A 16,101-nucleotide genomic window follows, 5' to 3' on the forward strand; every position below is an offset into this window, starting at 1 on the left:
TTTTTTGACAGGTTCGGGGCAGGAACCCGCTGGTCACAAAAAGGCCTATGGGCGCTGTGGGAGTCCCTGGGGCGCTTGCTTTTAGGGAGGCTGGCGGGTATAAAAAATCAAATTTTTTTTTAAAACACTGTTCGAACGGTCAGTTTTTCATCCAGCAAAGGTTAGCCCTCCATGGTCGCCAAGAAACTCAGTGCCCCCAATGTCACCAAGACCCGACTGCTGGAAGCGACCGAGGCATTGTTCATCAAGTACGGCTACGACGCCGTGCTGCTGCGCCAGATCACCGAACGGGCCAAGGTCAACCTGGCGGCGGTGAACTATCACTTCGGCGACAAGGACTCGCTGATGAAGGCCCTGCTCATGCAGCGCCTGGGCCCACTCAACGACCAGCGCCTGGAACTCCTGGCCAAGTGCGAGGAGCAGTCCGACGGCCCCCTGGACTGCGAAACCCTGCTGGGGGTGCTGTTCGCCCCGGCGATGGGCATGGAGCGCAGTGATGAAAGCGGCGGGGTGGAGGGGCGTTCGTTCATTCGCTTCCTTGGCCGGGTGTACAGCGATACCTCGCCTTTCATCCAGGAATACCTCAAGGAACACTACCAGCCGGTGTTCGAGCGCTTTTTCAAGGCGTTCGCCCTGGCCTTGCCGGACCTGCCGCGCAACGAGCTGGGGGTACGCTTGCAGTTCGCCCTCAAGGCGATTTCCGGGGTAATGGCCGGTACCGAACTGCGCTTGCTGATGCAGGCCATGAGCCTGGGGCGCCCGGCCACCGATGCCGAGGTCATGGCCAAGCTGATCAGCCTGGTATCGGCGGCGATCCGCGCGCCGATGCAGGACCCGGATTCCGAGCAGGCCCTGGAAAAGGTCCTGGCGACCCAGCGATTGATTCGCCAGCAAAGCCAGTCATTGGCCGGGCACCTGTAGCCGCAGCTCGCGGATCCACCTGAGCCGATGCCCGCTGCGCGGCCATGCGCGGCTGGTACCCGCGGCTACACGCTGCGGCAGCCCCCGGCCATTCGCCTCGCCGCGCAGATCCGCTACCCGCATCATTCGGCTGATCGATGATGCTCAATGCCTGGCAGGACATCTGCTAGGTTTTCCTGGCACTTGCCAGGAGCCCTCGCCATGACTTCCTTCCAACAGCACATTCTGGCCGTCAACGGCATCGAACTCAGCGTCCGGGTCGCCGGCCCCGAGCAAGGCCGGCCCGTTTGGCTGCTCCATGGCTTTCCCGAGTGCTGGCATTCCTGGCGGCACCAGGTGCCGGCTTTGGCGGCGGCCGGGTTCCAGGTCTTCGTCCCGGAGATGCGTGGCTACGGTCGCAGCTCGGCTCCCCAGGCGATAGCAGACTATGACCTGCTGACCCTGTGCGCCGACATCCAGCAGGCCATGGATGCCTTCGGCCATGACCGGGTGTGCATGGTCGGCCACGATTGGGGCGCTCCGGTGGCCTGGCACCTGGCACTGCTGGAACCACAGCGGGTGGCGGCGCTGGTGACGATGTCGGTGCCTTTTGCCGGAAGGCCCAAGCGTCCGGCCACGGACATCATGCGCCAGGTGCACGGTGGGCATTTCAACTACATCCTGTATTTCCAGGAACCGGGGCTGGCCGAAGCTGAGCTGGATGCCGACATCGATGCCAGCCTGCGCCTGTTCATGGGCAACATCGACGCGTTGCTGCAACCCAAGCCGGCCGAAGCCCGCTTGTTCGACGGTGTGACTATTCCCGAGCGCTTGCCCGCCTGGTGCTCCGAAGAGGATTTCCAGGTTTATCGGCAAACCTTCGCCGGCCGCGGTTTCCGTGGGGCGTTGAACTGGTACCGCAACTTCGAGCGCAACTGGCAGCGCAGCGAGTTCCTCGCGCAAGCCCGGGTCCTCCAGCCCACCTTGTTCCTGCTCGGCGACAGCGACCCGGTCGGGGTCCTGGAAGCCCATACCCTCAAGCGCATGCCAGACCGGGTCGCCGACCTCGAGCAGCACCTGCTGCAAGACTGCGGGCACTGGCTGCAAAGCGAATGTCCCGAACAGGTCAACCGCTTGCTGCTGGACTTCCTGCAGCGACGTTTTGCCTGAGGCGCCTGGATTATCAGCCCAGCACCTCGCGCATCCGATGCCAGAACATGCCCAGAGCCAGCAAGGGGGCACGCAGTGCCGGCCCACCGGGGAAGGTCATGTGCGGCACGGCGCTGAACACATCCAGGCCCTGGCTGTGCCCGGCGTGGATCGCCTCGGCCAGCAGGCGCGCCGTCCAGTGGGTGACGTTCAGCCCATGGCCCGAATAACCCTGGGCGTAGTACACATTGGGATACTGGCGCAGCCGCCCGACCTGGGGAAAGCGGTTGGCGGTGATGCCTATCTTCCCGCCCCATTGGAAGTCGATACCGATGTCCGCCAGTTGCGGGAACACCTTGAGCATCTTCGGCCGCATGTAGCCGGCGATATCCGCTGGATCGCGACCGGAATAATGGCAAGCGCCGCCGAACAGCAGGCGGCGATCGGCAGTGAGGCGGTAGTAGTCGAGGCCGACCTTCTGGTCGCACAGCGCCAGGTTGTCCGGGATCAGTTGCCGGGCCAGGGCCTCGGGCAGCGGCTGGCTGGCGATGATGTAGCTACCCGCGGGCAAGACCTTGCCGCTCAGGCGCGGCTCCAGGTCCTCCAGATGAGCGTTGCACGCCAGCACCAGGCGTCCGGCGCGCACCGTGCCCGCGGCGCAGCGCAGCGTCACGCTATCGCCGTGGCGCAGCTCCAGCACCGGGCTGTGCTCGAAGATCCGCACCCCCAGGCTGCTGGCCAATCGGGCTTCGCCGACCACCAGCTTGAGTGGGTGCAGGTGCCCGGAGCCCATGTCCACCAGCCCGCCGGCATAGAGCCGGGAAGCCACTACTTGTTGCATGTCTTGCGCGGCCACCACGCGAGTCGGGTGACGGTAGCCCAGGCTCACCAGGTGGTCTTGCTCAGCCTGGAACGCGGCGTACTGGGCCTGGGTGTTGGCCAGCTCGCAGAAGCCCCAGCGCAGGTCGCAGTCGATGCCGTGTTCGGCGATGCGCCGGCCCACCAGTTCCACCGAGTCGATGCCGGCACGCTCCAGGTATTTGAGTCCTTCCTGGCCGACGTAACGGGCAAAGCCGCCGATCTCATGGCCGATGCCACGGATCAGTTGCCCGCCGTTGCGCCCGCTGGCGCCCCAGCCGATGCGCCGGGCCTCCAGGAGGATCACCGACAGCCCGCGCTCGGCCAGCTCGATAGCGGTATTGACCCCGGTGAAGCCGCCGCCGACCACGCAGACATCGGCGTGCAGGTCGCCTTCCAGGGACGGGTAGCCGGGCAGGGCGCCGACCGAGGCGGCGTAGTAGGAGGGGGCGTGCCCGTTGGCGCCGCCCAGGGACAGTGGCTGGTTCATTTGTTGGACTTCACTTTGCTCCACGAACGAGTCATGACGCGCATGATCGCCGGGGAAGGAGTACTGGCGATGTACAGCTTGTCCAGCACCTCCTTGGGTGGATAGACCTCGGGATCGTTCAGCAATTGGGCGTCCATGTACTGCTGGGAGGCCGGGGTGGGGTTGGCGTAGCCGACCTGGGCACTGACCTTGGCGATCACTTGCGGGTCCAGCAGGTAGTTGATGAAGGCATGGGCCTGCTTGGTATTGGTGGCGTCCGCGGGGATGGCCATCAGGTCGAACCACAGGTTGCTGCCTTCCTTGGGAATGGCATAGGCGATGTTCACTCCATTCTGGGCTTCCTTGGCCCGGTTGGCGGCCTGGAAGGCATCGCCGGAGTAGGCGAACGCCACGCAGATATTGCCGTTGGCCAGGTCCGAGACGTACTTGGAGGAGTGGAAGTAGGTGATGTAGGGGCGCAGGCTCAGCAGCTTGGCCTCGGCCTTTTGGTAGTCGGCCGCCGATTGGCTGTTGGGGTCCAGGCCCAGGTAGTTGAGCATCGCCGGCATGACCTCATCGGGCGAATCCATCAGCGAGACCCCGCATTGCGCCAGCTTCTTCAGGTTCTGCGGCTCGAACAGCACCGCCCAGGAGTCGATGCGGTCGATGCCCAGCACCTGCTTGACCTTGTCGACGTTGTAGCCGATGCCATTGGTGCCCCACAGGTAGGGCACCGAGTACTGGTTGCCGGGATCGTTCTGCTGCAACAGGGTCATCAGCTTCGGATCCAGGTTCTTCCAGTTGGGCAGTTGCGCCCGGTCCAGCTTGAGGAAGGCCCCGGCTTTCACTTGGCGGGTGAGGAAGTGGTTGGAAGGCACCACCACGTCGTAGCCGGTACGCCCGGCCAACAGCTTGCCTTCCAGGGTTTCGTTGGAGTCGAACACGTCGTAGATCACCTTGATCCCGGTCTGGGCCTGGAAGTCGGCCAGGGTCGTCTTGCCTATGTAGTCGCTCCAGTTGTACACGCTGACACTGGGCTCGGCCTGGGCGGCGGTGCTGCACAAGGTCGCCAGGGCGACCGGGATCACTGCTTTGAATAGACGCATGTTCGACACCTCTGTGGGATGTTTTTGTTGTGCGAAAAATCGCCCGGGTCAGACGCTGAGCAGCAGGAACTCACGTTCCCAGGAGCTGATCACCCGCTTGAAGTTCTCGTTCTCGGCGCGCTTGACCGCGACATAGCCACGCACGAACTTGCGCCCCAGGTACTGCTCGATGACCGGGCATTCCTCCATGTGCGCCAGGGCGTCCTCGATGGTGATCGGCAGGCGCAGGTTGCGCCGTTCATAGGCGCGGCCTTCCACCGCGGCGCTGGGGGCGATGCCCTCGACCATGCCCAGGTAACCGCACAGCAGGCTCGCGGCGATCGCCAGGTAGGGGTTGGCATCGGCGCCGGGCAAGCGGTTCTCCACCCGCGTGGCATCCGGGCTGGAGGTCGGTACGCGCAGGCCGGCGGTGCGGTTTTCCACGCCCCATTCGACGTTCACCGGGGCCGAGGTATCCGGCAGGAAGCGGCGGAACGAGTTGACGTTGGGGGCGAACATCGGCAGCACCTTGGGGATGTACTTCTGCAAACCGCCGATGTGCTGCAGGAACAGCTCGCTCATGCTGCCGTCGTCGTTGGTGAACACTGGCTTGCCGGTGGCGATGTCCACCACGCTCTGGTGCAGGTGCATGGCACTGCCGGGCTCATCGGTGATCGGCTTGGCCATGAAGGTGGCGGTGACGTTGTGCTTGAGTGCGGCCTCGCGCAGGGTGCGCTTGAACACGGTGATCTGGTCCGCCAGGTCCAGGGCGTCGCCATGGCGGAAGTTGATTTCCATCTGCGCCGGGCCGTCTTCGTGGATCAACGTATCGAGGTCCAGGCCCTGGGCTTCGCACCAGTCGTAGACGTCCTCGAACAGTGGGTCGAATTCGTTGGCGGCATCGATGGAGAACGACTGCCGGCCGCTCTCGGCACGCCCCGAGCGTCCCAGGGGCGCTTGCAGCGGCAGGTCCGGGTCTTCGCAACGCTGGGTCAGGTAGAACTCCATTTCCGGAGCCACGATCGGCTTCCAGCCCTTGTCGGTGTAGAGCTGAAGGACTTTCTTCAGCACATTGCGTGGCGACAGCTCGATGGGGTTGCCGAACTTGTCGAAGGTGTCGTGGATGACGATGGCGGTGGGTTCCAGGGCCCAGGGCACCAGGTAGATCGACGAGGGATCGGGACGGCAGAGCATGTCGATGTCCGCCGGGTCCAGCAGCTCGTAATACAGGTCGTCGTCGACGAAATCCCCGGTGACCGTTTGCAGCAGGACACTTTCCGGCAGGCGCATGCCTCGCTCATGCAGGAACTTGTTGGTGGGGGCGATCTTGCCGCGGGCAATCCCGGTCAGGTCGCTGACCACGCACTCTACTTCGGTGATCTTGTGCTCTTTCAGCCATGAGGAAAGCTGATCGAAAGGGGCATTCATAAAGACCTCGATGATTGTTTTCATCTGCGCCCAGGTGAGCGGGAGTATCCCGGCAAGGCTTCCCCAGCGGCGCATTGGCGACTATCTTGGGCAAGCCTTGTGGTTCCATCTATCCACTTTAAACAGACGCAAAACGCACCAAAAGAGTGCGTAAGGTCTTCCCATGACGATGTCCAATCCGCTTCAGGTCCAGGCGTTCAAGAGCTTCGATGTGCTCGACCAGGTCCGGGCCACGCCAGGTTGGGTCCAGCAGTACCGGCAGATGTCCCCCGGGCATTTCAATGGCCTGGTGCGCTACCTGGACCTGCAGGGCGTGCAGATCTACGAAGAGCGCATGAATACCCGGGTCGAGCAGAACTTCAATGCCCCCGAAGGGGCCCTGGCGTTCTGCTTCGATCGCAGCGACAACGCGCTGTACGTGCTCAATGGCGAGAGCCGCAATATCTGGATCACCCCCGAGAACTACCAGGAAGTGGCGGTGGTGTTCGGTCCCGAGTTCGTCCAGGGCCAGGGCCTGGGTGTCGAGCGCCTGGACGGCCTGTTCATGGCACCCTTGACCTGCCAGCAGAACCCGTTGTTCTGTCGCTGGCTCAGCGCGACGCTGACCCGCCTGTCACAGACCCTCGATCCACCCAGCCGCGAGGTCCTGGCCCAGCAGTTGCTGGATGACTGCCTGTACATTCTCGACAACGCTTGCGTACGCCTGGACCCCGGCGGTTTGCAGCGGCGGGCCGAGGAACGGGCGATCATGCGGCGGGTTGCGCAGTGGGCCGCCGATGTCCCCGAGGAAACCCTCAACCTGCTGGACCTGTCCCAAGTCGCCGGGGTGTCCCTGCGCCAATTGCAGAGTGCCTTCAAGGCCTTTACCGGCATGGCTCCCAGCCACTGGCTGCGCCTGCGCCGGCTCAACAGCGCCCATCGCGAATTGCTCAGCCGTGGCCCGACGGATACCACGGTGGCCGAGGTGGCGATGCACTGGTCGTTCTGGCACCTGGGGCGTTTCTCCAGCAGCTATCGGGCCGTGTTCGGGGAGTTGCCGAGCCAGACCCTGAAGCGTGCGCCGGGGGCCACCCTCTTCGACCCACGGGAGGGTGCAAGCGCGATCAACGGAATGTTCCGCAGAGCGCGTTACCCTGGTAGTCGTGCATGAGAGGGCCGAGGAACATGAAGGGGCCGCAGGCATGGAAGTCCGAACTGATCTTGCGGCTCGAGCGCAGCAAGGGAACCTCAGTGCCGTTGATGTCGTTGCCGTAGGCGATGGCATTGCTGTAGGACTCGCACACCGGCAACTTGAGCGGGATCGGCAGGATCACCACCAGAAGGGTGGCGCCACACCATTGTCGTTCGGGCGAATTCTTCTGCATGCGCGTGATGACCGGTGTCCTGGCGCTTTCGATCAGTCGCTGGTGGGCTGCTGTCTTCGTTACCTGTTCCTCAGGCATGTCCACCCAGGCGCCCACGCAGCCATGGAGTGCGACCGTCGCCAGGGCCAATAGCGCGCCCCTGATGAGAGGGGCAAACGAGCGGGGCGCGTGATGCAACCGGGGAGTGGCTGGCAGTGGGGGCTGCGCGCAATTGAGTGGAGCGTGCATTCTGCACCTGTCGCTGGAATGGGGGCCTGCGTGGGGCGACGCATCAGCAAGTCGCCAACCTCTCCCGGGGCGTGGCCCGACACGCTAAGGCGTCGGGCAGATCGCGGGTGTCCTCGCTGCTCGGCTACTTGACGCAGATCACCTGGTGCCTGGGCAGGATGGCGGTCAGTGGGCCGGTAATCCGGAACACGGCATTGGGGGTGCCAGCGGCGGCCCAGACTTCATCGAAGTTCAGCAGGTCTTCATCGACCAACAGCTCGAGCTCCTGCCGGTGGCCGAGCGGTGGCACACCCCCGATGGCGAAACCGGTCACTTGCTTGACGAAATCGGCGTCGGCCTTGGTGATCTTGTCGCCGAGCAAGCGGGAAATGGCTTGCTCATTGACCCGGTTGGGGCCGCTGGCGAGGACCAGCACAGGAGTGTCGAGCGCGCTCCGAAACACCAGGGACTTGACGATCTGGGCTTTTTCGCAGCCCAGGGCGTTGGCCGCGTCGTCGGCGGTGCGGGTCGAGTCCGGGAGTTCTTGTACCGTCAGGTCGAGTCCGCGCTGGTGGAGCAGGTCCTGGAACTGTTGAGCTCGTTTACTGATACTCATGGGGATTTCTCCTGGGGTGGGAAGGCGAAGAGCAGCTGGCGCCAGCGCCACGGCCGGGGGCCGGAATCGATGGGTTGAACGATCAGCCCGGGGGCAGCAACCGCAGCGGGTCCACCGGCACGCCGTTGGCGCGAATCTCGAAGTACAGCTGGGCGCGATCGGTGTCCTGGGAGCCGGCCTCGGCGATCTTCTGGCCCTTGATCACCATCTGGCCTTCCTTGACCACCAGCTTGCTGTTGTAGGCATAGGTGCTGGTGTAGGACGGACCGTGCTGGAGGATCATCAGGTTGCCGTAGCCACGCATGTAGCCGGCGAACGCGACCTTGCCGCCGAGGCTGGCGTGGATCGGCTGGCCTTGGGTGGTGGCGATGCGAATGCCCTGGTTGAGCTTGCCGGTGGGCGAAAAGCGCCCGATCAGCACGCCGCGCAGCGGCCAGGTCCAGCCCTTGAGGGTGACCTTGGGCATCGGCGGCGGGGGCGGCGGGGCTTTGCTCCGGCTGCTGGAGGTCCGCGTCTTGCTGCTGGCCACCCGGGTCGTCCTGGGGGCGCCGCCGCCCACCTTCAGCACTTGGCCGACTTCCACGGTGTAGGGCGCCTTCAGGCCGTTGAGTCGCGCCACTTCCTTCCAGCTCGTGCCGTTGCGGCTGGCGATGGAATACAGGGTATCGCCGCGCTTGACCCGGTACTCCCCGGCCTTCAGAGGCCCGGAGCTGGGTGAGTTGGAGCTGCAGGCCGAAAGGGTCAGCAGCAGGGCAATGAATATGAATCTTGCGAACACACGCTATCCATTCTGTCTTGATGGGCCTGGGCCCGGAACGTGCGGCCAGCGCTGAATCGAATCGCTGGGCAGCGAAGCCGGCAACTATACCTGTTTGCCGAACGCTCGGCGCGTAGTAGACCACTGCAACTGGCATTGAACTCCCGTTGCCGGAAAAAAAGCCGCGTCGCTATCGCGGCTTCACTCATCCTCCCGCCAGGCGGCCCAGGTTCGCCGGCTTGCTGGCGCTCGATGGACGACGTGCCGGATACCCCACGGACCAACCAAACTGAACCTCGGCTAGCGGTTCCTTCCTAAGCAAGTACAGACCGGGAGGAAATCCATGCACATCGAATACATCTGGATCGTGTTGGCCGTCATCGTCTTGCTGATCGAACTCTGGGCCATCAAGAGCCTGTTGCGTAGCGCGGCCAGCTCCGAAAACAAGGGGACGTGGCTGGTGGTGATCATCTTCGTCCCGCTGCTGGGGTTCCTGCTCTGGTTGTGCGTGGGCCCAAGGCAAGCGCATGGTGAGCATCCTGGAGCGGGCAGAGGCTGAGGCGCGTTGGTCGGCACAGCCAGGGTGGCTTGCGGTGCCGGAGAAGGTCGAGCGCGACGGATATCGCCCGCGGCATGGGCTGGCAGTCGCTGTGGCCCCCAGCTTTCCTGTGACTGCCGACAGCGCTTTAGCAGGGAATGCCACCGGCAGATGCGGCCCCTGACCGCAGCCGCGAGCGCGACGGCATTGCGCCGCGCTCGCCCAGCTGTCAGTGCGGCGCGCGGGGGATGGTCTTGAGCAGGTCCTCGGGGCTGATATGGCCGACCACCGAGTCTGCGGTGCTGCCTGGCAGCGGCAGGTCGAGGATATGGCCCTTGATCTTGCCCACCACGTGCATTTCGCAAGGCTTGCAGTCGAACTTCAGGATCAGCACCTCGTCACCGTGCACCAGTTGCATCGGCGCCACCTTGGTGCGCACCCCTGTCACGCCCTTGGCCTGCTTGGGGCACAGGTTGAAGGAGAAGCGCAGGCAATGCTTGGTGATCATCACCGGCACTTCGCCGTGTTCTTCATGGGCCTCGAAGGCAGCGTCGATCAACTGCACGCCATGGCGATGGTAGAAGTCCCGGGCCTTCTGGTTGTAGACGTTGGCCAGGAACGACAGGTGCGACTCGGGATAGACCGGTGGCGGGTTGCTTTCGGCTTTGCGCGAGCCCCGTGGATGGGCGGCGATCCGTGCGGCGTCCAGGGCTTCGATGGCTTCCCGGCGCAGGGCCTTGAGCTGGGAGTTGGGAATGAAGTAGGCCTGGGGCGCGTCCAGCTTGACGTCGGTGGCGTGGTAGCAGGTGGTGCCCAGTTGGCCCAGCAGGTCACGCAATTGCTCCAGGGCCTGCTCCGGCTTGTTGGCTACGCCGAAGGGGCCGTCCAGGGCGACGCTGATGCCGATGCCTTCTTCGCTGGTGGCGTTCAGCTCCAGGCGCTCTTCGCGCAGGCGGGCCTGCCAGGCCAGGCCGATGCGGCGTTCGGCGGAGGTGCGGGTCAGGGCCTGCTGCCAGTTGTGGTCCAGGTTGCGGCTCAGCGGATGGTTGGGGCGCAGGCGGTGCAGGCCCTCGGGCATCTCGTTGGGCTCGACGCGATAGCGATAGCGTTTTTCCCCATCTTCCTCGAATTCGCCGCGGGCTTCGGCGATGTTGGCGCGGAAACCCACCACCTCGCGCTTGACCAGCAGGTTGAGGCCGTCGCCGTTGGACAGCGGCTCGAAGGTCACCACTTGCAGATCGCGCTTGCCGACCTTTTCCACCACGCCCACCGGAAGGCCGGTGAAGGTCGGTGAATCGAAGGCGCCGATGTCGATCTTGCGCTCGCTGACGAAGTAGTCGGTGCTGCCACGGTGGAACGTCTTGTCCGGATCGGGAACGAAGAAGTGCGCGGTGCGGCCGCTGGAAGCGCGGGCCAGGTCCGGGCGGTCCTCCAGCACGTCATCCAGGCGCTGGCGGTAGTAGGCGGTGATGTTCTTCACATAACCTACATCCTTGTAGCGTCCCTCGATCTTGAACGAGCGCACCCCGGCCTCGACCAGGGCGCGGATGTTGGCGCTCTGGTTGTTGTCCTTCATCGACAGCAAATGTTTCTCGTAGGCGATCACCCCGCCGTGCTCGTCCTTCAGCGTGTAGGGCAGGCGGCAGGCCTGGGAGCAATCGCCACGGTTGGCGCTGCGCCCGGTCTGGGCGTGGGAGATGTTGCACTGGCCGGAAAAGGCCACGCACAGGGCACCATGGATGAAGAATTCGATGGCCGCGTCGGTCTCGGCGGCGATGGTGCTGATTTCCTTGAGGTTCAGTTCGCGGGCCAGTACCAGCTGGGAGAAGCCTGCCTGGTCGAGGAACTTGGCCCGGGCCAGGGTGCGGATATCGGTCTGGGTGCTGGCGTGCAGCTCGATGGGCGGGATGTCCAGTTCCATCACCCCCAGGTCCTGGACGATCAGCGCGTCGACACCCGCATCGTATAACTGGTGGATCAGCTTGCGCGCCGGTTCCAGCTCGTTGTCATGGAGGATGGTGTTGAGGGTGGTGAACACCCGTGCATGATAACGGTGGGCGAACTCCACCAGCTGGGCGATATCGCTCACCTCGTTGCTGGCGTTGTGGCGGGCGCCGAAACTCGGGCCACCGATGTACACCGCGTCGGCGCCATGCAGGATGGCTTCGCGGGCGATGCCGACATCGCGGGCAGGGCTGAGCAGTTCGAGGTGGTGTTTGGGCAAGGACATGTTTTTCTAATCAGGCTTATCAGGGGCAAGGCGCGCATTGTAGCGGCGAAACGCTTGCCCGGCACCCGTGTACTGCCCGGTGGCGGCTGCGCACCGGGCGCAGCCGCTGGGGCGTCAGGCCTTGGCGGCCATCGCGGTGACTTCCACACGCATGCCGGGAACCGCCAGCGCAGCCACGCCGACGGCGGCGCGTACTGGCCAGGGCTTGGTGAAGAAGCGCTGGTAGACCTCGTTGAAGGCGGTGCGGTCGGCCATGTCGGTGAGGTAGATGGTCAGGTGCAGGACCCGGTCCATGGAGCTGCCGGCGCGCTCCAGCGCCACCTTCAGCGCCTGCAGGGTGCATTCGCTTTGCCGGGTGATGTCGCCCAGTTCCAGGCTGCCGTCGGCATGGGTCGGGATCTGGGTGGAGACCAGCAGGCCGCCGAAGCCGGCAACGTCGGAAGAAATGGAGTCGGTGTCCGGGTCGGGCAGGAAGGAAATATCGTGGTTGGCCATGGGCTTTTCTGGTCCTTGGGAAAACGGGTCTCGCATGATGCCATCAATGGCGGCATTTACCAGTCGAGGCGTACGCAGCCAAGGGAGTCAGAAGAGCAGCTCGAGCATCCCCGCCAGCTGGCGCTGCTCGGGGCTGCGGGAGCGGCCGCAGGCCTTCAGGTTGTCCTGCAGGCACTGGACAAAGCACAGCGCCGCGGTGTCCAGGGGCTGGTCGCGCAGGTGGATCACGCTGACTTGCGCTTCCTCCAGGGGTTCGACCAGGTCCAGGGCCTGGGTCCGGCCGCGCAGCGGATCGCACAGCAGCATGGGCTCCGGCGAGTACCCAAGCATGCCGGCATCCACGATCAGGCTGCTGAGCATGGCACTGGACTGGGCGCCGACGATACGCCCGGCGGCGATGCGCCAGCCGTGGCGCTCGAACAACTGCTGGACCAGCGGAGCCGGGCCGGAGGGACCGAAGTTCATCACCCAGTCGTCCTCCAGCAATTCGCCCAGGGAGCGCGCCGCGCCGCGCGGATGCTCACGGGAAGCCAGGACCTGCATGCGGTAGCGAACCAGGGGCTGGTGGACGAACTCCTGGGCCGGCAGGGTGTTGGCCGGGCCCAGGGCCAGGTGCATCAAGCCGCTGCGCAGTAAAGGCAGGCTCACTGCCTGCAGACCTTCATAGATCTCCAGCTGGACCGATGGCAGCGCCAGGCGGAATGCCCGCAGCGTCGGCGCGAGCAAGGTCTGGCCCAGCCAAGGGGTGACGCCTACGCACAGTCGCGTGGGGGGGGCGCCGCGCAACTGCGCCAGTTCGTGCTGGGCGCGCTGCAATTGGCTGGCGATCTGGCTCGCGTGGGGCAGCAGCACCTTGCCTGCCGGCGTCAGCCTGGCGCCCCCGGTATGGCGCACCAGCAAGGCCAGGCCTTGTTCTTCCTCCAGTTCGCGCAAGGCTCGGGTCACCGCCGCCTGGGACAACCCCAGGATACGCGCGGCGGCGCGAATCCCGCCGCCTTCGGCAACGGCCAGCAAGGCTTGCAGTTGATGTAGCTTCACGGCGCTTTCCCCTGAATACCAAAGGTTGTCACGACAACGTATTTGCGGCTTATGCCGGGCTTTTTCCGGCGCTAGGTTAGCCACTGGGCCCAGACCGGTCCAATCGCCATTGCAGGCTTTCCTTGTCACTCAGGACATTCCTCATGCATGAACGCTGGATAACCCCCGGCATCGCCGAAATCGCCCCGGCCATGGTCGAGTTGCGCCGGGCGATCCATGCCCTGCCAGAGCTGGGCCACGAAGAGTTCCTCACCCGCGAGCGCGTGGCCCAGTGCCTGCAAGAGTGGGGCTACCAGATCCACCCGGCCATGGCCGGCACCGCGGTTGTGGCCACCCTGCGCAATGGCCAGGGCCCACGCCTGGGGCTGCGTGCCGAACTCGATGCGCTGCCGATCCAGGAGCAGGGCGAGCGCCCCTGGCGCAGCCGCATCCTCGGCAAGATGCACGCCTGCGGGCATGACGGGCACATCGCGATGCTCCTGGCCGCGGCCTGGGAGCTGGCCCGCAACCGCTCATGGCGCGGCACCCTGCAGCTGTTCTTCCAGCCTGCCGAGGAGGGCCATGGCGGTTCCGGGGCCAGGCACATGCTGCAAGAGCAGGTTTTCGAGCGATTTCCCTGCGATGCCATCTTCGCCCTGCATAATTCGCCGGGCATGCCCCTGGGCAAGTTCGGGGTGCTGGCCGGGCCATGCATGGCCAGCACCGATAACATCGTGATCCTGATCCACGGGGCCGGCGGCCACGGTGCGATGCCGGACAAGACCCAGGATCCGGTAGTGATCGGCGCCTCGCTGGTCATGGCCCTGCAGAGCCTGGTCTCGCGCAACGCGCCGCCCAGCGAGACCGCCATCGTCACCGTCGGGGCCTTCCTGGCTGGCGACGCGGCCAACGTCATACCGCAACGCGCAGAACTGCGCTTGAGCGTCAGGGCCCTGCAACCTGCGGTCCGGCAGATGCTCAGGCAGCGGATCAAGAGCCTGGCCGAGCTGCATGCCAGCGGTTTCGGCGCCAGGGCCGAGGTGATCTTCGGCGAGGGTTATCCGGTGCTGGTCAACGACCCGGGCGCCAGCGCACTGGCCGCCCAGGTGATCCGCGACTGGCTGGGCGAGGAGGGCCTGGTGCCGGACATGCGGCCGATCTGCGCCAGCGACGATTTCGCCTTCTGGCTGGAGCGCGTGCCCGGCTGCTATCTGCTGATCGGCAACGGCGATGGCGCCGGCAGTTGCGAGGTACACCACCCCGGATACGACTTCAACGATCAGGCCTTGCCCTTGGGGGCCAGTTTCTGGGTGCGCCTGGCCCAGCGTTTCCTGACCTGAACCGAACACCCTGAGAGGAACCATCGATGACAACAACAAAAACAACCATCAACCCCATCACCGATACCGGCCATGCCCCACCCTTGGTGAGGAACCCTCGAGCGATTGCCGCCATCTGCCTGGGCAACGCCCTGGAGTTCTACGACTTCCTGGTCTACAGCATGCTGGCGACCCTGATGGCGCGGCTGTTCTTTCCCTTCGGCGATGATTCGCTGATCCCATTGATGCTGTCGCTGGCCGTGTTCGGCACCGGCTTCGTCATGCGCCCGCTGGGTGGCCTGGTCATCGGCCTGTATGCCGACCACGCCGGACGCAAGGCGGCGTTGCGCCTGACGTTGTGGTTGATGGCCACGGGCTCGCTGTTGTTCACCGTGGCACCGACCTATGCCCAGGCCGGCCTGTTCGGGCCGGCGCTGATCATCATCGCGCGGCTGATCCAGGGCTTCGCCGTGGGTGGGCAGATCGGCAGTTCCACCACCTTGCTGATGGAGTATGCGGACAAGCATTCACGGGGCTACTACTGCAGTTGGCAAACCTTCAGCCAGAGCCTGGGCATCGTCTTTGGCGGTGTACTGGTGATGAGCCTGAGCAACCTGCTGAGCGCCGAGTCCATGGACAGCTGGGGCTGGAGGCTGGTGTTCGCCATCGGCATCCTGGCCATTCCGATAAGCGAATACATCCGCCACCGTTTGCCGGAGACCCCGGTGCACCGTCAACGGGAGCGCCACGGCGAGACCGCCGCCCATTCCTTCAAGCTGCTGCTGGGTCATCCCCGGCAACTGGCGGCGGGAGTACTGCTGGTGATCGGCGCCACGGTGCCGATCTACACCATCCAGTTCTACCTGGCTAACCATGCCATCAGTGTGTTGCACATGCCCCTGGGAATCGCCACCTGGGCCGCTATCTTCGCTTGCCTGCCGCCCTTGCTGCTGTCGGCCCATGCCGGTCGCCTGAGCGATCGCATTGGCCGGCGCAAGTCGATCTTCTGGCCATTGCCTATCCTGCTGCTGGCGATCTACCCGGCGTTCCTGCTGATCAACCAGCACCCGCATATCGGTGTGCTGCTGGCGCTGGTGACGCTGCTCAGTATCCCGTTGACCTACACCATAGTGCCCAACATGGCGCTGCTGCCGGAGCTGTTCCCGGCGCGCATACGGGCCAGCGGCATGTCCATCTGCTATTGCCTCGGAGTGGCGGTATTCGGCGGCTTTACCCAGCTGTTCGCCACTGGCCTGGTGAGCCTTACGGGCAGCCCCAATGCTCCGGCCTGGTACATGTTCGCGGCGATCATGCTGTGCCTGGCGGGGTTGAAGCTGGCGCCTGAAACGGCTGGCAAGGAGCTGGACTGAGCAGCGAGGTGGTATTCAGGGGACAGGCGCGGCGGGTATTTTTATGATTCATGTGAGTCAATATTGACTCAATGGCGCCATGAAAGTATCTTCGCTCCAGTCCGGAACCGCTCCGGGCGTTTCATCGGCAATCCGTGTGTGCAGGGAAGGCGCTGACACCGTCCCTCGGGCTCCAACAGCACGAAGTGCCATGGCCGCGTCGCTCTGCCAGGGGCCATGGTACGGATGGATTTGCCGGTCCAGCTCCTTTGGTTGGCCGCAACCAGCCAGTTTTGCCCCGTTGGCCCTAGGGCCGCGGG

General features: G+C 64.6%; 15 protein-coding genes. 6 read left to right on the forward strand and 9 right to left on the reverse strand.

Annotation, left to right across the window (positions count from 1 at the left end; translation table 11 throughout):
* Positions 1–171: 171 nt before the first annotated feature.
* Both ACK6AU_RS13045 and ACK6AU_RS13050 read left to right on the forward strand, forming a co-directional pair.
* Positions 172–921 carry a TetR/AcrR family transcriptional regulator gene (locus tag ACK6AU_RS13045; protein ID WP_185701340.1) on the forward strand — a complete coding sequence of 250 codons (750 nt, stop codon included), beginning with the start codon at positions 172–174 and terminating at the stop codon, positions 919–921.
* 201 nt (positions 922–1,122) lie between these two features.
* Positions 1,123–2,070 (forward strand): alpha/beta fold hydrolase, encoded by a 948-nt coding sequence (locus ACK6AU_RS13050; RefSeq protein ID WP_409299550.1) that lies wholly within the window; start codon positions 1,123–1,125, stop codon positions 2,068–2,070.
* Positions 2,071–2,083: 13 nt separating this feature from the next.
* Here ACK6AU_RS13050 and ACK6AU_RS13055 read toward each other — a convergent pair whose 3' ends face one another.
* From ACK6AU_RS13055 to ACK6AU_RS13065, 3 genes are read right to left on the reverse strand one after another with little or no spacing between them, the layout of a single operon-like run.
* Complete coding sequence (locus ACK6AU_RS13055) at positions 2,084–3,397, reverse strand: NAD(P)/FAD-dependent oxidoreductase (RefSeq protein WP_409299551.1); 1,314 nt, start codon at positions 3,395–3,397, stop codon at positions 2,084–2,086.
* Positions 3,394–4,482 carry a polyamine ABC transporter substrate-binding protein gene (locus tag ACK6AU_RS13060; protein WP_185701343.1) on the reverse strand — a complete coding sequence of 363 codons (1,089 nt, stop codon included), beginning with the start codon at positions 4,480–4,482 and terminating at the stop codon, positions 3,394–3,396. The genes ACK6AU_RS13055 and ACK6AU_RS13060 overlap by 4 nt, the downstream gene beginning before the upstream one ends.
* A 48-nt stretch (positions 4,483–4,530) precedes the next feature.
* Positions 4,531–5,889, reverse strand: a complete 1,359-nt coding sequence (locus ACK6AU_RS13065) for a glutamine synthetase family protein (RefSeq protein WP_409299552.1) — start codon at positions 5,887–5,889, stop codon at positions 4,531–4,533.
* Between the two features lie 163 nt (positions 5,890–6,052).
* Between ACK6AU_RS13065 and ACK6AU_RS13070 the strand changes: the two genes are divergently transcribed.
* Positions 6,053–7,039 (forward strand): helix-turn-helix domain-containing protein, encoded by a 987-nt coding sequence (locus tag ACK6AU_RS13070; RefSeq protein ID WP_409299553.1) that lies wholly within the window; start codon positions 6,053–6,055, stop codon positions 7,037–7,039.
* Here ACK6AU_RS13070 and ACK6AU_RS13075 read toward each other — a convergent pair.
* The 3 genes from ACK6AU_RS13075 to ACK6AU_RS13085 form a co-directional block, all read right to left on the reverse strand.
* Positions 6,993–7,382 carry a hypothetical protein gene (locus ACK6AU_RS13075; RefSeq protein ID WP_409299554.1) on the reverse strand — a complete coding sequence of 130 codons (390 nt, stop codon included), beginning with the start codon at positions 7,380–7,382 and terminating at the stop codon, positions 6,993–6,995. The genes ACK6AU_RS13070 and ACK6AU_RS13075 overlap by 47 nt on opposite strands.
* A gap of 223 nt (positions 7,383–7,605) precedes the next feature.
* Positions 7,606–8,076 (reverse strand): YbaK/EbsC family protein, encoded by a 471-nt coding sequence (locus tag ACK6AU_RS13080; RefSeq protein ID WP_185701346.1) that lies wholly within the window; start codon positions 8,074–8,076, stop codon positions 7,606–7,608.
* 82 nt (positions 8,077–8,158) lie between these two features.
* Positions 8,159–8,854 carry a peptidoglycan DD-metalloendopeptidase family protein gene (locus ACK6AU_RS13085; protein WP_185701347.1) on the reverse strand — a complete coding sequence of 232 codons (696 nt, stop codon included), beginning with the start codon at positions 8,852–8,854 and terminating at the stop codon, positions 8,159–8,161.
* 322 nt (positions 8,855–9,176) lie between these two features.
* On the opposite strand from ACK6AU_RS13085, the gene ACK6AU_RS13090 reads away from it, so the two are divergent.
* Positions 9,177–9,392: a PLD nuclease N-terminal domain-containing protein gene (locus tag ACK6AU_RS13090; protein WP_185701348.1), complete on the forward strand. Its 216-nt coding sequence runs from the start codon at positions 9,177–9,179 to the stop codon at positions 9,390–9,392.
* A gap of 208 nt (positions 9,393–9,600) precedes the next feature.
* Here ACK6AU_RS13090 and ACK6AU_RS13095 read toward each other — a convergent pair whose 3' ends face one another.
* The 3 genes from ACK6AU_RS13095 to ACK6AU_RS13105 form a co-directional block, all read right to left on the reverse strand.
* Positions 9,601–11,601 carry a peptidase U32 family protein gene (locus tag ACK6AU_RS13095; RefSeq protein WP_409299555.1) on the reverse strand — a complete coding sequence of 667 codons (2,001 nt, stop codon included), beginning with the start codon at positions 11,599–11,601 and terminating at the stop codon, positions 9,601–9,603.
* 114 nt (positions 11,602–11,715) lie between these two features.
* The gene (locus tag ACK6AU_RS13100) at positions 11,716–12,096 is read right to left on the reverse strand and encodes a RidA family protein (RefSeq protein WP_409299556.1); all 381 of its coding nucleotides are present in this window, start codon (positions 12,094–12,096) and stop codon (positions 11,716–11,718) included.
* A gap of 87 nt (positions 12,097–12,183) precedes the next feature.
* Complete coding sequence (locus ACK6AU_RS13105; RefSeq protein WP_409299557.1) at positions 12,184–13,134, reverse strand: LysR family transcriptional regulator; 951 nt, start codon at positions 13,132–13,134, stop codon at positions 12,184–12,186.
* Positions 13,135–13,277: 143 nt separating this feature from the next.
* Here ACK6AU_RS13105 and ACK6AU_RS13110 point away from each other — a divergent pair, with 143 nt between their 5' ends.
* Entirely contained in the window at positions 13,278–14,453 is a 1,176-nt protein-coding gene (locus ACK6AU_RS13110) for a M20 aminoacylase family protein (protein ID WP_409299558.1), read from the forward strand.
* A 26-nt stretch (positions 14,454–14,479) separates the two neighbouring features.
* A complete protein-coding gene (locus ACK6AU_RS13115) occupies positions 14,480–15,802 on the forward strand; it encodes an MFS transporter (protein WP_409299559.1) in 1,323 nt (440 codons plus the stop codon).
* Positions 15,803–16,101: the final 299 nt, after the last annotated feature.

Origin of the sequence: Pseudomonas sp. KCJK8993, assembly GCF_046230915.1 — a bacterium.
Lineage (GTDB): Bacteria > Pseudomonadota > Gammaproteobacteria > Pseudomonadales > Pseudomonadaceae > Aquipseudomonas > Aquipseudomonas piscis.

Excerpts from the sequence above, each read along its gene's own strand:
- ACK6AU_RS13110 (WP_409299558.1), top strand. The coding sequence starts at position 13,278 with ATGCATGAACGCTGGATAACCCCCGGCATCGCCGAAATCGCCCCGGCC.
- ACK6AU_RS13060 (WP_185701343.1), bottom strand. The coding sequence starts at position 4,482 with ATGCGTCTATTCAAAGCAGTGATCCCGGTCGCCCTGGCGACCTTGTGC.
- ACK6AU_RS13065 (WP_409299552.1), bottom strand. The coding sequence starts at position 5,889 with ATGAATGCCCCTTTCGATCAGCTTTCCTCATGGCTGAAAGAGCACAAG.
- ACK6AU_RS13090 (WP_185701348.1), top strand. The coding sequence starts at position 9,177 with ATGCACATCGAATACATCTGGATCGTGTTGGCCGTCATCGTCTTGCTG.
- ACK6AU_RS13100 (WP_409299556.1), bottom strand. The coding sequence starts at position 12,096 with ATGGCCAACCACGATATTTCCTTCCTGCCCGACCCGGACACCGACTCC.
- ACK6AU_RS13070 (WP_409299553.1), top strand. The coding sequence starts at position 6,053 with ATGACGATGTCCAATCCGCTTCAGGTCCAGGCGTTCAAGAGCTTCGAT.
- ACK6AU_RS13045 (WP_185701340.1), top strand. The coding sequence starts at position 172 with ATGGTCGCCAAGAAACTCAGTGCCCCCAATGTCACCAAGACCCGACTG.
- ACK6AU_RS13115 (WP_409299559.1), top strand. The coding sequence starts at position 14,480 with ATGACAACAACAAAAACAACCATCAACCCCATCACCGATACCGGCCAT.
- ACK6AU_RS13095 (WP_409299555.1), bottom strand. The coding sequence starts at position 11,601 with ATGTCCTTGCCCAAACACCACCTCGAACTGCTCAGCCCTGCCCGCGAT.
- ACK6AU_RS13055 (WP_409299551.1), bottom strand. The coding sequence starts at position 3,397 with ATGAACCAGCCACTGTCCCTGGGCGGCGCCAACGGGCACGCCCCCTCC.
- ACK6AU_RS13080 (WP_185701346.1), bottom strand. The coding sequence starts at position 8,076 with ATGAGTATCAGTAAACGAGCTCAACAGTTCCAGGACCTGCTCCACCAG.
- ACK6AU_RS13050 (WP_409299550.1), top strand. The coding sequence starts at position 1,123 with ATGACTTCCTTCCAACAGCACATTCTGGCCGTCAACGGCATCGAACTC.